The 14,698-nt window shown below is 68.6% G+C and carries 12 protein-coding genes; 8 read left to right on the top strand and 4 right to left on the bottom strand.

All coding sequences use genetic code 11. The features are described from left to right. The first annotated feature begins 125 nt into the window (after positions 1-125). Positions 126-827, top strand: a complete 702-nt coding sequence (locus ACIBO1_RS20320; protein ID WP_396748674.1) for a hypothetical protein — start codon at positions 126-128, stop codon at positions 825-827. Positions 828-915: 88 nt separating this feature from the next. Here ACIBO1_RS20320 and ACIBO1_RS20315 read toward each other — a convergent pair whose 3' ends face one another. Then, positions 916-1,443, bottom strand: a complete 528-nt coding sequence (locus tag ACIBO1_RS20315) for a phosphopantetheine-binding protein (protein ID WP_396748671.1) — start codon at positions 1,441-1,443, stop codon at positions 916-918. 252 nt (positions 1,444-1,695) lie between these two features. Between ACIBO1_RS20315 and ACIBO1_RS20310 the strand changes: the two genes are divergently transcribed. Continuing rightward, positions 1,696-2,007 (top strand): phosphopantetheine-binding protein, encoded by a 312-nt coding sequence (locus tag ACIBO1_RS20310; protein ID WP_396748669.1) that lies wholly within the window; start codon positions 1,696-1,698, stop codon positions 2,005-2,007. Positions 2,008-2,334: 327 nt separating this feature from the next. Continuing rightward, positions 2,335-5,313, top strand: coding sequence for a BTAD domain-containing putative transcriptional regulator (locus tag ACIBO1_RS20305; protein WP_396748666.1), 2,979 nt, complete (start codon positions 2,335-2,337; stop codon positions 5,311-5,313). A 6-nt stretch (positions 5,314-5,319) separates the two neighbouring features. On the opposite strand, the gene ACIBO1_RS20300 is transcribed toward ACIBO1_RS20305, so the two are convergent. Then, positions 5,320-6,765, bottom strand: a complete 1,446-nt coding sequence (locus ACIBO1_RS20300; RefSeq protein WP_396748663.1) for a class I adenylate-forming enzyme family protein — start codon at positions 6,763-6,765, stop codon at positions 5,320-5,322. A gap of 359 nt (positions 6,766-7,124) precedes the next feature. On the opposite strand from ACIBO1_RS20300, the gene ACIBO1_RS20295 reads away from it, so the two are divergent. The 3 genes from ACIBO1_RS20295 (at position 7,125) to ACIBO1_RS20285 (ending at position 11,063) form a co-directional block, all read left to right on the top strand. After that, positions 7,125-8,903 (top strand): condensation domain-containing protein, encoded by a 1,779-nt coding sequence (locus ACIBO1_RS20295; protein ID WP_396748661.1) that lies wholly within the window; start codon positions 7,125-7,127, stop codon positions 8,901-8,903. Positions 8,904-8,956: 53 nt separating this feature from the next. Further along, positions 8,957-9,928, top strand: a complete 972-nt coding sequence (locus tag ACIBO1_RS20290) for a TauD/TfdA family dioxygenase (RefSeq protein WP_396748843.1) — start codon at positions 8,957-8,959, stop codon at positions 9,926-9,928. 364 nt (positions 9,929-10,292) lie between these two features. After that, a complete protein-coding gene (locus ACIBO1_RS20285) occupies positions 10,293-11,063 on the top strand; it encodes a thioesterase II family protein (protein ID WP_396748659.1) in 771 nt (256 codons plus the stop codon). A 126-nt stretch (positions 11,064-11,189) separates the two neighbouring features. On the opposite strand, the gene ACIBO1_RS20280 is transcribed toward ACIBO1_RS20285, so the two are convergent. Next, the gene (locus ACIBO1_RS20280) at positions 11,190-11,801 is read right to left on the bottom strand and encodes a LuxR C-terminal-related transcriptional regulator (protein WP_396748657.1); all 612 of its coding nucleotides are present in this window, start codon (positions 11,799-11,801) and stop codon (positions 11,190-11,192) included. Positions 11,802-11,821: 20 nt separating this feature from the next. Then, positions 11,822-12,424: a response regulator transcription factor gene (locus ACIBO1_RS20275; protein ID WP_396748655.1), complete on the bottom strand. Its 603-nt coding sequence runs from the start codon at positions 12,422-12,424 to the stop codon at positions 11,822-11,824. 442 nt (positions 12,425-12,866) lie between these two features. On the opposite strand from ACIBO1_RS20275, the gene ACIBO1_RS20270 reads away from it, so the two are divergent. Both ACIBO1_RS20270 and ACIBO1_RS20265 read left to right on the top strand, forming a co-directional pair. Next, positions 12,867-13,865, top strand: coding sequence for a class I SAM-dependent methyltransferase (locus tag ACIBO1_RS20270; protein ID WP_396748653.1), 999 nt, complete (start codon positions 12,867-12,869; stop codon positions 13,863-13,865). Next, complete coding sequence (locus ACIBO1_RS20265; protein ID WP_396748651.1) at positions 13,862-14,677, top strand: 2-keto-4-pentenoate hydratase; 816 nt, start codon at positions 13,862-13,864, stop codon at positions 14,675-14,677. The genes ACIBO1_RS20270 and ACIBO1_RS20265 overlap by 4 nt, the downstream gene beginning before the upstream one ends. Positions 14,678-14,698 lie beyond the last annotated feature (21 nt).

Genomic DNA, 14,698 nt, shown 5'->3' with positions numbered 1-14,698 from the left:
GGCCAGGGCAACCCGCTCCGAACCGTCACCCACGCCGTCACTCACGCGCTCCCCACTCACAATGCGTCGATCTGAGCGAACGGCTCGCGCGTCCGAGAGGTCACGGCAGGGACTATCGTTCCTGTGTGGACGTGGTGGAGCGGTCACGACGGGCGACAGCGTCGCTGCGGCGCTACCTGGCGCCACTGGAGTTCACCGACTGGTCGGCCGTCCGGGTCACCGCCGAGTTGACCCGCCAGGTCGTGAACTGGGGCGTGAAGCACGGATGGCGAGTGCGCCGCGAGGTACCCAGCATCGCCGGTCTACCCGGAGCACACCCTGACCGACCCGGCTACCTGGACGTCGTCTGTCAACGGCTCGACGGACCACCGATCGCCATCGAGATCGACCGCACCGACAAGCAGTGGTCCAGCCGCAAGCTGCTGTGCGAGGCCGACGCCGCTGCGATCCCGCTCTGGGTTCACTGGAACGACGCGAAGACCTGGATCGTGCCCGACCCGATTGGTGTGGTCCGGGTACCCACCACCAGCCGGCGGGTCGCCGGGCGACTGCTCTACTCCCGGGCTGCCGACGAGCACCCGCGCCGGACGCCCACGACGCCACCGGTGCCACCGGTGCCACCGGCCGAGGAGACGGTGGCCCCGCCGCCGGAAGGCCCGGCGCGACCGCGCGCACGCTGCTCGGCTGTCACCACCAAGGGCCAGCCCTGCCTGATCGACCCACGACCATCCGGTCTGTGCCACGTTCACGACCCGGCGGTGCAGTGCGGAGCCATCAATCGCAGGGGCAGGCGCTGCACCCGAGGTCTGCACAGCAGAGCCAAATGAGTGGTCGCCGGTGTAACCGTCGTAGATGCCGTATACACGGTCGCTGAGCCAGACTCCGACTTGTTGCGGCTCGCCTCCTGAACTACTGCTACTGCAGTACCCGAGGATCGCTCAGAAGGCCGGCGACGCCGCGGATGTGGTAGGTGCTCATGAAGTCGTAGACGTCCAGCGCCGTGCCGAACTCGTCCTCGATCTTCGCAAGGACCTCGACCGCAACAATCGAGTCGCCGCCGAGGTCCAGAAAGTCGTCGTGCACGCCGATCCACTTGAGGTTCATGGTGCTGGCCCAGATCGACAGGAGCCGCTCTTCGACTCCGTCGACCGGACCTTCGAACAGGGTGCACGTGCCGGCGATGACGGCGGACCGGACGTATTCGGTGTCGAGCGTGTTACCGGCGAGCGGCATGGCGTCAACGAGCAGCACGCCGTCCAATCCACAGCCCGCACCCAGCCGGTCCCACACGTAGCCACGAAGCTCCGGCCCGCTGACGTACTGGGAGAACTCGACCACGCCGATCGTGACGTCCCGATCGTCGTGGCGGATCGTCGTCGCCCGGGCATCACGCACGGCCGGATGCCCCAGCAGGGTGGATGCGAACTCTGCCAAGCCAACCATCAACCGCTCCTTTGGTAACGGCGGCAATCCGGGCCGTCGGCGCGGATTGACAACATTCGCCAATGTGCCACGGAAGCTTGAGCGATCGCAGAGAAGAACCGGCAAAAGTTCCGGAAGTGGTTGACTGCCGTTGCTTCCTACCGCCTGTCCTTGCCTACGCCGGCCGAGTGAACCACAATTATTCGAGGGTGGCGAACGTGCGACTGTTCGCTATTTGACGCCATATTGTCACCGGCCAGGGGGTAATGGACGATGAACGAGATCAGCTATGCACAGTCGTCGTCGCTCGTCGAAGAGGACAGGCCAAGCACTACCACGGAGCGGGCCATCGCCGAGGTGTGGGCCGAGGTACTGAATCTCGACGAGGTCGGGCGGCACGACAACTTCTTCGACCTGGGCGGCCACTCGGTGCTCGCGACGCAGGCCGTGGCCAGGTTGTGCGTCGCCCTGGACCGGCAACTGCCGGAGCGGGCCTTGTTCGACTGGCCGACCGTCGCGACTCTGGCCTCGGCCCTGCCCGGCTACCCTGTCGCCGAACAGATTGCGCCCATCGGGCGTCGGTGAACGACAGGCCTGGTGGGCTACGGGACCGAAGCACCGCTGCCTCATCCCGCGGGTCGGACAAACCGATCAAGCCGGACCCACACGATATGCCGGATCCTCACGACATCGAGCGACCGAACTATCGTTCAGAATTTAGCGGGGTTTCGTCCATCACAGGCCATCAGTAAGACGATCTGTAACCGGTCAAATCGCCTCCCGACGAATTGAGACTACTCGCGGCATCCCTGCTCCGCGACCCCGCTCGAGTGCGCCCGGTTGCCGCCCGAGAAACTTCCGGAACAAACGTGATTGATGATCGTCGTTCCGTGATACCGTATGCTGGCCGACATGGTGCGAGTCGAGTTCCGGGTTCTCGGAACATTGGAAGCCGTGGTCGATGGTTCCCCCGTGCCGATAACCTCCCCGCGGCAACGTATAGTGCTGGCCAATTTGCTGATGGCCGCCAACCATGTCGTGACCGTGGAAAAGCTGATCGGCGCAGTCTGGGACGATTCCCCGCCGACCAGCGCGCGTGGTCAGATCCAGATCTGCATCTCGGCGTTGCGCCGGGCTCTCGGCAGTCCGGAGATCATCGACACCAGCCCAATCGGGTACTCCATCCGGGTGGACCGCCAGCAGCTCGACTACCTCATGTTCGACGACGCTCTCGCCCGGGGCCGGTCCGCCGCAGCCAAAGGTCGGCTGGACGAGGCGCTGACGCACCTGGACCGCGCGATCGCCATCTGGTCCGGACCGGCCTTGGGCGGAGTGCCCGGCCGGGCCGCCGAAGTCGTCTCCCACCGTCTGGAGGAGCGGCGGATCATGGCGCTGGAGGACCGCGCCGAGATTTGTCTGGGCCTGGGCGGTCATCGGGAACTGGTCGAGGAACTGGTCGCGTTGACCACGGAGCACCCCCTGCGGGAACGCCTGTGGGGGTTCCGGATGCTCGCGCTGTATCGGTCGGGACGGCAGGCAGAGGCGCTGGCGACGTACCGTACGGCCCGCACCAATCTGGTGGGCGAGCTCGGCATCGAGCCGAGCCAGTACCTGCGCAAACTGGAACGCGCGATCCTCAGCCAGGACAGCAGCATCAGCGGCGAAGTGGACGACAGGCGAACCGAGACCGCCACGAGCGTGCACCGCCCGCAGGAGTTGCCCGCAGATCTGCCGGACTTCGTCGGCCATGCGGCGCTGATCGAAACCCTGACGTCCACGCTGACCAGCGAGGACACCAACCAGGTGCCGATCGCGGTCATCACCGGCGCGCCGGGCTGTGGAAAGACCTCGCTGGCCCTGCACGTCGCGCACCGGTTGCGCGCCACGTTCGTCAACGGCAGCCTGTACGCCTGCCTCTACGGGAGCACCACGCAGCCACGCTCGACCGAAGCCGTACTCAGCGACCTCCTGCACGGACTCGGCGTCGCCCCGGCGGCGATCCCGGTCGCACCCGGCCAGCGGATCAACCTGCTACGGAGCCAGCTCGCGACGCGGCGGCTGTTGATCGTGCTCGACGATGTGGGCAACGAGGACCAGATCGCCGACCTGCTCCCCGGCGTGCCAGGCCCGGCGGTGCTGATTACCAGTCGCCGCCGGCTCGCCGGCATCCCGGGCGCCCGAGCCGTCGACGTCGACATGATGTCGGCCGACGAGAGCCTGAGCCTGCTCGGCCAGATCTGCGGAGAGCAGCGGGTCGCCGCGGCGCCCGAGGCCGCGGTCGCGCTGACCAAGATGTGCGGTGGCCTGCCCCTGGCCGTGCGGATCGCCGGAGTGCGACTGGCTGCACACCCGCACTGGGCCGTTGGCACCTTGCTGGACCGACTGCGCGACGAACGGTATCGGCTGGACGAACTGTCCCACGGTGACGTCGCGGTCCGCTCGCTGCTCGCTGACGTGTACGAGTCCCTCACCGTGCCGGCGCAGACCTTGTTCTGGCTGCTCAGCGCATTGGAGCTACACGAGTTCAGCGCCTGGACCGCGGCGGCTCTGCTGGACTGCGATTCGAGGCAGGCCACGGCGCTCCTCGACGAGCTCGTGGACGTCCGGCTGCTGGAGGCCCACCTTTCCGCGCTCACCAAGCAGCCCCGATACCGATTCCACGAGCTGGTGCGGGTGTTTGCAAGCGAGCACCGGCTGACGCAGGACGACCGGGAGACCTGCATAGTGGCGGTCACCCGATCGCTCGGTGCCCTGCTCGCTGTCGCCGAGGAGGCTCATCAGCGTATCTACGGGGGGCGGTTCGCGGTTCTGCACGGCACGGCACCCCGATGGGCCGGCGCACGTGCCGAATTCGACCGCTTCCTCGGCGATCCCACCGCCTGGTTCGACGAGGAGCGCATCACGCTGGAAGTGGCGATCCGCCAGGCAGCGGAGCTGGGACTGGACGAGCTGTGCTGGGAGTTGGCCACCGTATCGGTTGCCATGCATGAAAGGCGCGGCCTGTTCGCCGAATGGCGTACGACTCACCACATCGCGCTGAAGGCCACCAGCCGGGCCGGCAATCGCCGGGGCGAGGCCGCCGTGTTGGCGTCGCTCGGCTCGCTGGGCGTAGCCCAACACGCCGAGGACGATGGCGAGAACCTGCTGCACGCGATGAGCTTGTTCGATGCGGTCGGCGATCAGACCGGGGTGGCATTGACGCTGCGCAACCTTGCGCACCTGGACCGGATCCAGGGTCGACCCGACAGGGCGGTGCGGCGTTACGAGCAGGCGCTGGAGAAGTTCCGGGCAGTCGGCGACCTGGGCGCACAGGCTCACGTACTGAGTGGACTCGCGCGTAGCCACCTGGATCTCGGAGCCCCCGAGCGGGCCGAGATCCTGGCGAAGGAGTCGCTCGCACTGGGTGAACAGCTGGGTAACCGGCGCCTTCAGGCCCAGGCGTTGTACCGGCTCGGCGAGGTGTTTGCCGACTCAAAGCAGTCGCTGGCTGCGAAGGCTGTCTTCCAGTCGGCACTGGATCTGGCTCGGGCGCAGGACGACCGGATCGGCCAGTCCTACGCCCTGATCGGCCTCGGCGGGGCCATGTTGGAGCAGAACGAGTTCACCGTTGCCGAGATTCACTTCAGCGAGGCGGTCGAGATCTGCCGGATGACGCAGGAGCGCAATGTTCATGCACACGCCCTGTTCGGCCTCGGCCGGGTGTACCTGGGCCGGGGTGAGTTCGATACCGCGGAACACTTCTTCGTGCAGGCCGCCAACGCCTTCGCGATGCAGGAGAACAACCCGTGGCACTCACGTTCCATCGACGAGCTGGGCGCGTTGCGCCGGGCCGCCGGCCGGCTGACGACGCAGAGCAACAAGAACGAGCCGGCCGGCGAGGTGACGATGTGACCGCGATCAGCCCCGCTGGCCGGCCAGCCGCCAACGTTCGAGCTTCCCGGCGGCCGAGCGCGGCACCTGATCGACGAACGTGACCCGCGTCGGCACCTTGTAGTTGACCAGACCAGCCCGGCAGTGCGCCATCAGCTCACCGGTGCTGACCGAGGCTCCCGGCCTGCACACGACGTAGGCGCCGACCGTAGAGCCCAGCACCTGGTCCTCGGCCGCCACCACCACGGCGTCCAGCACCGCGGGGTGTTCCAGCAACTGCGCCTCGACCTCGTTGGGGTATACCTTCTCACCGCCCACGTTGATCACATCGTGCCGACGAGGGGCGAGGAACAGGTAGCCGTCCGCGTCGAGCCATCCGAAGTCGCCGACGCTGGCGAAACCGTCGGCCGTCGTTTCGAGCACCTGGCTGCCCAGGTAGGCGTCTCCTCTGGAGACCCGGCCGGCGCGCATGAACACCTTGCCGGTCTGTCCCGGGCCGAGCCGGTTCCCGGCGTCGTCCCTGATGCTGATCTTCGTGAAGAATCCCCGGCCCACCGTGCCCGGCCGCTGTTGCCATTCGTCCCCCCGCACCAGGGTGCCGCCGATGTTCTCGGTCGAGCTGTACACCTCGTACAGATGTTGCGGCCCGACCAGCTCGATCCACCGCTTCTTGGTGAACGAGTCGCACGACGCAGCCGTGTGCATCACCGTACGCACGCTGGCGAAGGACGCCGGGTCGGGCTGGAGGAGCATCAGGATCGTGCGCATGTGTGCCGGGGTCAGTTGGATCCATTCCACGGCGTAGCGTTCGACCAGCTCCACCGTCCAGGCCGGCAGGAAGTACGGCGGCAGGATGGTGGTGTTGCCGTCGAGGAGCCCGTCCAGCAGCGTGGTGAACGGGGCCGCGTGGTGCAGCGGGCCGAGAATCAGTTGCCGCTGACCGGCTCGCCAGCCGGCGCGACGGCGCAGGGGTAACGGCACCTGGTGCGGATCGTAGCCGAGTGGTCCGGGCCGTATCGCGATCTTCGGTCGGCCGGAACTGCCGCCGGTGGGCAGCAGGTAGGCGATCCGGCTGGCCATCGCCGCCGGCGACCGCGCCGGTGGTCCCGCGTCGGCCTCGGCGTCGATGAGTCGGGCCCGTCCATACGTCTGACCGATGAAGTTGAGCAGCTTCTCCCGCTCGGGTAGGGGTGAGGCCGGGTTCAGCGGCAGCAGTGGCAGTTCCGCGGAGAGGACGGCCACGATGTCGACCACCGACTGGATCGTGTTGTTCGCCTCGATCGCGACCACGCCCGGACCGGTCTGCCGGGCGGCGGCGTCCACCAGTGCGTCCGCCCGCCGGCCGCTCCGCTCGGCCAGCTCCCGCCACGTCAGTACCTGCTCCACGAAGTTCTCGTCGAAGCCGACGACCGCAGGCCGATCGGCTGACATCTCCGCGATGTCGGTGATCCGCTGACGGATCGATACGCTCATTCGAGCCTCCCACGATCGAGTGCGTCGTCATCCACCCGGCGGTCGGCGACCTGCCGGACGCGCCGGCCGAGTGGACGAAACGCAGACCCGCCCGGCCGACCTGGCCGGCGCACACCTGATGGACGCAGGTCGATGATGGCCCGGCGGGGCCGGCACACGCAGAGAACAACCGGCAGAACAACGCACACGACGCAGCCCCGAGTCGTTGCCGGTCCTTCTCTACTGCGCGGCGTGGAGCGCTCAATAGTCTGGCGCACATGGTCTCACCAGGGCACATCGACAGTGCCGCGCCGAGCACCCGGACGACGTGGACCCACCAGGCAACCGGAACCCGCGCGCCCCGGCGTCGTGGGCGATCGATGAGCCTGGTCCCACGGCCACCGGTGAGCGTGCGGTTCCACGGGACGCGATCGGCCGAGGGGCCCCTCAACATCGGCCAGTACAACATTCTGCAGTGGCTGCGTCGTGAGTCGGAGCATTTCTTCGCGGCCGTCGCGGGGGAACTCGACGTTCCGGCCGCGACCGTGGTCGATGACGTCGCCCGAGCACTCGCGGTCCTGATCGAGCGGCACGAAGGGCTACGTACGACCTACGTGGACGGCGTCGAACCGCAGCAGCTCGTGCATGCCACCGGCGAGCTTGTCGTGGAGGTCTTTGCGATCGAGGCCGCTGACCCACCAGTCGTCGACCGGGCCAGCCTGGCCAGGGACCTGACCCGGCGGTTGCGCGCTGCGGGGGCGTACCGCATCGGCGAACTGCCGGTCCGGGTCGCCCTCGCGGTGTCGTCCGGTGACGCGTCCACCAGCTCCGCCGGGGTGGTGCAGGCCGCGGTGATCGGCTGTTCGCATCTCGCGGTCGACTATCAGGCCATGGAGATCATCAAGCGGGAGTTCGCGGACCTGATCCGTGACCGCGATGCACGACCGGCCGGCGGACCACCGATCCAGCCGTTGGACCTGGCCGCCCTGGAACGTTCGCCCAAGGCCCTACGGCACGAGGAATCGGTGCTAAGTTACTGGAAAGACCGGTTCTCCCGCATGCCGCAGTGCCTGTACTCGGTCCCGCGGGTCGCCGCCGCCACCGGGTCGGTCTCCGTCGAGATGACCTCCACCGCAGCCGGAATGGCGTTGCGAGCGGTGACGGCGCGCACCAGGACGAGTCGCGCCAGCGTCGTGCTGGCGGCGATCGGCGCGGTGCTCTCGCACCGGACCGGCGTACGGGAACTCGTGCTCCCCACCCTGTCGGCCAATCGCTTCGAGCCGCATCTCCGGCAGCACGTCGGCAGCCTCGCGCAGCTCGCGTCGATCACGCTGACGATCAGCGACACCACCTTCGACCGGCTGGTCCGGCAGGCGTGGGCTGCTGTGGTCGACGCGAGCCGGTACGGCCGTTACGACGTGGACCGGCAGAGTGCCATCGCACGCCGCATCGAGCACGAGCGCGGCGTCGTATTCGATTGCGAACCGCTGTTCAACAACCTTGTCATCGAATCCGGTCGGGCGGCAGGACGGGCCACGGCACCGGTGCCCACACCGGATGAGCTGGTCGCCGCGCGAGGCACGACGCAGCTGCGGCGGCAGCCGATGCCCGCCGGGACCACGCTGATCCGCTTCGATCTGTACGGCACCGACGGACAGTTGCGTCTCGGCTGTTGGAGCAGCGACACCGGCCGTATCCCCGACGACGAGGTCGAATCGCTGCTCCTGGCGGTCGAGAACCTGTTGATCGCGGCCGGGTCCGCTGACCTCGGCGCCCGAGGGATCCGCGACTCGATCCCGCTCAGCCCGATACAGCGGGGCCCCGGCTGGCTGTTCGTGGACGGATGCTGGATCGAGGTGGACGAGGTGCAACGGTTGCTCGACGACAGCCTGCCGTCGACCGGTGCCAGGATCTTCGCGGAGGTGGACGGCCTGCCGTTGGTCGCTCATCTGGCGCGGATCGACGCCATCCGCACCCCCGAGCAGGCCCACGCCGCTTGCCTGGCAGCGGTGAAGGCGTATCCGACGGCGATGACACCACGGCGCTACGTCATCTGCGAACGCGTCCCGGACAACCCCGACGACCCGGCCGCCTGGCTCGACGTGTGCCGCCAGGGATCCGGCCGAGACGTGGGAGCCGGCGACCCGGGGCCCTGCTGATCCGACCCGACCACCAGATGCAATGAAGGGAGCCGACGGTGACCACGAGCAACATCACGCCCGTACGCCTCATACCCGCGGTATCGCGCGATGAGTCGACGCTGCCCGCTGTGCTGACCGCGCCCAGTAGTGGCGAACCGGCCGAGAGTCAGATCGCCGGGATCCGGGAATCGGTCCGTCGGCAGCTGCACACCCACGGCGCGGTCCTGCTGCGCGGCTTCGACATCGGCAGCGTCAGCGGGTTCGAACGGGTCGTCCGGGAGGTGTCCGGAGCGCCGCTGTCCTACGCCGAGCGGTCGTCACCGCGTAGCACCATCGAGGGCCAGGTCTACACCTCGACGGACTACCCACCGACCGAGGAGATCTTCCTGCACAACGAGAACTCGTACCAGGCGACCTGGCCGTTGACGCTGTTCTTCTACTGCATCACCCCGCCCGACACGCAGGGTGCCACGCCGCTGGCCGACACCCGCCGGATCCTACGGTCGATCGATCCGAGCGTCCTGGAGGAATTCACCCGGCGCGGCTGGACGGTGGTACGCAACTTCACCGAGGGCTTCGGGGTGCCGTGGCAGCAGGCGTTCAACACCACCGACCGGGCGGAGGTCGAGCGCTACTGCGCGCGTAGCGGTGTGGAGGTCCAGTGGGTCGGGCGCAACGGCCTGCGGACGACGGCCCGCCGCCGGGCGGTGCACCAGCACCCGGTGACCGGCGAGACCGTCTGGTTCAACCACCTCACGTTCTTCCACGTGACCACGCTGCCCGAGGAGGACTGCGAGGGGCTGCGGGAGATGTTTGACGAGGCGGACCTGCCCACCAACACGTACTACGGCGACGGCGGGCGAATCCCCGATGAGGTCGTGGCGCACCTGCGCGACTGTTACCGAGCCGCCCAGCGCCGCTTCGACTGGGAGCGCGACGACGTACTGATCGTCGACAACATGCTTGCGGCTCACGCCCGTGAGCCGTTCACCGGGCCACGCAAGATAGCCGTGGCGATGGCCGAACCATTTGCGGCTTCGTGAGGAAGGTGGCACCTGACCGACGGAGGGACACCGCTGCGGCGGCCCTCCGTCGGACTGCCCGGGAGAGACTGATCAGCCCCACGGCGTGTCGCCGGCAACAGCGACCAGCGACGTGGCCGACGAGACGATCAGGCGCGGACCGGAAACCATCGAAACTCGCAACTCAGTACCCCTTGTCTGCTTCGGGTCTTGTGCCGGCAGCCGCCGACAGGAACGAAGCTATGGCCGGCCGTTTTCGGCTCCCCATCACGACGCTTTCCTCGCCGGCCGCTGCCCACCCGATCGGCGATAGCGGTGTGGAGGTGCCCGGGACGACGGTTGAGCAAGAATTGCCTACTCTCCGTCAACGAAGGCGACCCTCCTCATGGCCTCATGGTTGGACCAGCGGACCGCTCCGCATGCCGGCACCGCAACGCTGATCTGCATACCCAGCGCCGGTAACGGTGACTTCCAGTTCGACCGATGGCCCGACACCGTCGGCCCATGGTGCGTTGTCCGCCCGCCGATCGTGGGCGACCTGCGCGGCGAAGCACCCGGAACGCGGTCTGCGGCCCAGCTCCCGTCAGGGTTGCCGGAGCGGGCCGCGGAACTCGTGACGGACCTCAAGCGCCGTGGGGTCGAGAAGTTCGCGTTGTTCGGCCACGAGGGTGCCGCGCTGCTCGGCTACCAGGTCGCGGTCGAGCTGGACCGGCGGGGCGCGCCGGCACCGCTGCGCCTGTTCGTCTCGGGCTGTCCCGCACCCCAGTACCTCAGTCGCCATGCCGGCGAGGCGCACACCGAACCGACCGACGACGAACTGACCGAGCGGGTGCTGGCGGCCGCAGTGGCCATGGGCACCATCCCGCTGCCGTCGATCGTCGCGGCCGGCGCACGGGCGCTCCGGGCCGAACTGGCCGCGTTGCGGGCCTATCAAGTGCCCCACCCGGCGCCGCTGCGCTGTCCGCTGACCGCGATTCGGTGGCTGGACCAGGGCATCGAGGCGGAAGGAGTGGCCGGCTGGTCGGCGTACGGCGACACCGATCTGGTGCAGTTGCCCGGATCCGGATTGAGCTATGCGACCGAGCCGGCCGATCTGTTGCGGGTCATCGGTGACCGGATGCCGGCCGCTGACCGCCGTCGGCCAGCCGAGTGGTGACGACGGCACGCTCGCCTCGCCCGAGCAGCCTCCGCTGCTGCGCTGCCGACCGTGGGAACGACCAACCCCACCCGAGTGACACGTCGTCCGTGGCTGCACGCCGGTGTGCACCACGGACGACTGGACTCAGATCAACCCGGCCGCTACCCCACAGGCCACGGCGTGGGCACGGTTGCGTACCTGCATCCGCGCCATCATGTCGTAGATGACGTTCTTCACCGTGTGGTTGGAACACAGCAACGACCGGGCGATCATGGCGTTGTCCTGGCCCTCGGCCATCAACGCGAGCACCCTGGTCTGACGGGGCGTCAGCGGCGACCGGCCGGCCGCCCAGGACGTTTCGGCCTGGTTCGGCGTACCGGTGCCACCGAGCACCCCGACCAGCACCTCGTGCGGCAGCCGGACCTCCCCGTCCCGGGCGGCCTGCACCGCAGCGGCCAGCCGGCTCGGTGTGACGTCGGCGAAGCGGAGCATCACCAGAGTCCCCGAACGCAGTACGCGTACCACGTCCGTCGGTGAGAAGCGGTCGGCGACCAGCAGCGTCCGCTGCGCCGTGGACGGTGGCCGCGCCGCGTACGCCGTCAGCGCCTCATGCACCGTGTCGACCGCCGTGACGATGACGGTGTCCGGTGATTCGGACGGGTCGGGCACGGGTGTGACGCCGGCACGCCGCAGCGCGGCCAGCACCTCGGCCCGGATGGTGGCGTTCGGGGCCACCACGTGTGCAGTCGATGCCATCACGATCTCCTGTTCGCCGTTCACAACATCCCGGCCCGCAGAGCGAAGGCAACCGCGTGGGCCCGGTTGCGCAGCCGGAATCGTCGCGTGATGTCATGCACGACACTGGTCACCGTTCGCGTCGAGTAGCACAGCTCCTTGGCGATCTCACCGGTCTCCCGGCCCTCGGCGATCAGCCGCAGCACCGCGCGCTCGCGGTCGCTGATGTTCGACGCCAGGGTGCCGGCCGGAACCGCCGGCACGGCGAGCAACCGGTCGAGCATGTCCGGCGACACCGTGCAGTCCCCCTCACCGGCGGCCAGCACGGTGCGGGTGAGCCGCTCCGCGGTCGCCTCCCGGCGCCGAAGCAGGCCGCGCGCACCCGCCGCGATGGCTCGCAGCGCGTCAGCCGGCTCCACCTCGGGCACGACGAGCACCACCTCGGGGCGGTCCGCGCTGGTGCGGACCGCCCGCACCGAATCCAGCGCGTCCTGGCCCAGATGGTCGACCACCAGGACCGTGACCGCCGCCTTCTCCCGCGTCGTCACCACCACGATGTCCGGGCACCCGAGCATCACGCTCGTCACGCCCGCCTCCAGCACGGGGTCGGTCGCCATGACGTTGACCCACATCGGTTCGCCCATCACGCCTCCTTCGTCGTCACGCCGGGGCGTGGCGTGGCGTCGGAATGTCCTGGGCGGATGGTTCCGCGACGGACTAACAGGCCGCTGTCGACTCGCTGTCGACTCGCTGTCGGCCGCCGGCGCAGCCTGATAGCGCAGCGTCGACTCGCCATCGTCGCGTCAGAGCCGGTCGTCCTGACCGTGAGGTGACGGCCGGCTGCGCCGGCGGCCGACCCGGTGGCGGCAGCCTTCCCGTATGTCTGCCGACTCTTCTCTGCGGGCGATTCGTGTTTCCGTGGCACATTGACAACCGTTGTGGGTCCGTGCCGAGAACGTCGATTCCCGCCGTTACGGAAGGAGCGGTTGATGGAGGCCGTCATCTCGTCGCCGGCCCTCCCAACTGGACGGACAGGAACCGGAAAAGCAAGGGTCGGTACCCGAAAGATCGCCGAATCAGTAGGACGTGGGTGAACCAGTGATTAGTTCTGACGTCAGTGACATCGCCGCAGACCTTGCGGCGAACGCCACTCTTCTGGAGATCGCCGAGAATCTGGGACTTTCGCCGCTACTCGATCGCGGGACGCCGTTCACGCTGGCCGAGGCAACGACCGCGACCGGCGTTCCCGAAGCTCGCGCTCTCCTCTTCCTGCGCGCCATGTCCGCCGCCGGGCTGCTGGAGCGCGACGCCGAGACCGGGCCGTTCACGCCCTGCGCGGAGCTCGCGGGCCGGCGGTACGAGGCGGGCTACCTCTCCTGGTCGCTCAGCGCGAACCGGCCGTACATCGATCACGCGGAGCGGTTTCTGCGTGAGCCGGACGCGGCCGGCCGCCAGCACCAGCGCGACGGCAGGCAAGTGGCGGTGTCGTCCCGCTGGATCGGCTCGCGCGGTTTCTATCCGGGAGTGCTGTCCGAGATCATCAGCCGCAAGCCCCGACACATCGTCGATCTCGGCTCCGGCGCGGGCGCGCTGCTGATCCGGCTGCTGACCGAGCTGCCCACCAGCACCGGCGTGGCCCTGGACCTCAGCCCGGGAGCGTGCGAGGAGGCCGAACGCGCCGGGCGTCACGCCCAGGTGGACGACCGGCTCACGGTGGTCAACCGGTCCGTCGAGACCCTCGTCGACGACCCCGCTCCACTCGACGGCGCGGACATCATCCATGCCGGCTTCGTCATGCACGATGTCGCTGCGCATCCCGAGGTCTTCGCAGGCGTCCTGCGGGCCTGCCGCGAGCACCTCGCCGACGGCGGCGCCCTGGTGGTCACCGACGCGGTGCCGTACGTGGACACGCCGGGCGAGCGCGCCTTCAGCGCCCTCTTCAGTTACCTGCACGAGAGCTCGATGGGCGTACGGCTGCCGACCGAGGACCGGTGGTGCGAACTCTTCCGGCAGGCCGGTTTCTCCGAGGTGGCCAGTACCGCCCTGGGAATGCCCGGCAGCCGCCTCTTCGTGGCCACGCGATGAGCCGGAGCGGCGGAGCATCGACGCTGGCGGAGCACGACGCCGAGCGCATGGCCATGGCCCTGTACGAGGCGCGGCGCAACCGGGTGCCGATCGCTCCGTTCACCGACGCCTGCCCGACGCTCGACGCGGCCGGCGGATACGCCGTCCAGCGCCGGCTGACCGAACTGCTGATCGCCGACGGCGAACGGGTGGTCGGCTACAAGGCCGGGCTCACCTCCGCCTCGATGCAGGAGATGTTCGGGGTCCACGCCCCGGACTACGGCCCGGTGTTCGCCTCGACCGTCCGCGCGGACGGTGCGTGCTTCGCTCGCGGCGAGTTCATCTCGCCGAAGGTGGAAGCCGAGATCGTCTTTCGGCTGGCGAGGCCGTTGACCGGTCCTGGCGTCACCGTGGAGCAGGCCCATGCGGCGATCGGAGAGGTCATCGCCGGTCTCGAGATCGTCGACTCGCGGATCACGGATTGGCGCATCCGGCTGGGCGACACGGTCGCCGACCTCGCCTCGAACGGCGCGGCCGTGCTGGGACGCTCGATCCCGGCCGGCGCGGAGCTGGATTACCGGCTCGTGCGAATGGCCTTCCGTCGCAACGGGGAGTTGGTCGCGTCCGGTCAGGGCGCTGACGCCCTGGGCAACCCGGTGGCGGTGGTGGCGCTGCTGGCGAACCTGCTCGGCGAAAGTGGCGTCACGCTGGAGGCCGGCCAGTTGATCATGACCGGTGCCCTGCACGCCGCGGTCCCGTTGAGTTCCGGTGACACCTACACCGCCGAATTCGATCATCTGGGCTCGGTCACTCTGCACGTCACCAATACGTAGTCCCGACGCGGATAGGAAGGC

Source organism: Micromonospora sp. NPDC049903, assembly GCF_044460945.1.
In the GTDB taxonomy this organism is placed as follows: domain Bacteria; phylum Actinomycetota; class Actinomycetes; order Mycobacteriales; family Micromonosporaceae; genus Micromonospora.
Note: the sequence above shows the minus strand (reverse complement) of the source record. Positions and strands in the feature narration are given on the sequence as shown.

Excerpts from the sequence above, each read along its gene's own strand:
- ACIBO1_RS20315 (WP_396748671.1), bottom strand. The coding sequence starts at position 1,443 with ATGGTTGGCTTGGCAGAGTTCGCATCCACCCTGCTGGGGCATCCGGCC.
- ACIBO1_RS20310 (WP_396748669.1), top strand. The coding sequence starts at position 1,696 with ATGAACGAGATCAGCTATGCACAGTCGTCGTCGCTCGTCGAAGAGGAC.
- ACIBO1_RS20305 (WP_396748666.1), top strand. The coding sequence starts at position 2,335 with ATGGTGCGAGTCGAGTTCCGGGTTCTCGGAACATTGGAAGCCGTGGTC.
- ACIBO1_RS20300 (WP_396748663.1), bottom strand. The coding sequence starts at position 6,765 with ATGAGCGTATCGATCCGTCAGCGGATCACCGACATCGCGGAGATGTCA.
- ACIBO1_RS20295 (WP_396748661.1), top strand. The coding sequence starts at position 7,125 with ATGAGCCTGGTCCCACGGCCACCGGTGAGCGTGCGGTTCCACGGGACG.
- ACIBO1_RS20285 (WP_396748659.1), top strand. The coding sequence starts at position 10,293 with ATGGCCTCATGGTTGGACCAGCGGACCGCTCCGCATGCCGGCACCGCA.
- ACIBO1_RS20280 (WP_396748657.1), bottom strand. The coding sequence starts at position 11,801 with ATGGCATCGACTGCACACGTGGTGGCCCCGAACGCCACCATCCGGGCC.
- ACIBO1_RS20275 (WP_396748655.1), bottom strand. The coding sequence starts at position 12,424 with ATGGGCGAACCGATGTGGGTCAACGTCATGGCGACCGACCCCGTGCTG.
- ACIBO1_RS20265 (WP_396748651.1), top strand. The coding sequence starts at position 13,862 with ATGAGCCGGAGCGGCGGAGCATCGACGCTGGCGGAGCACGACGCCGAG.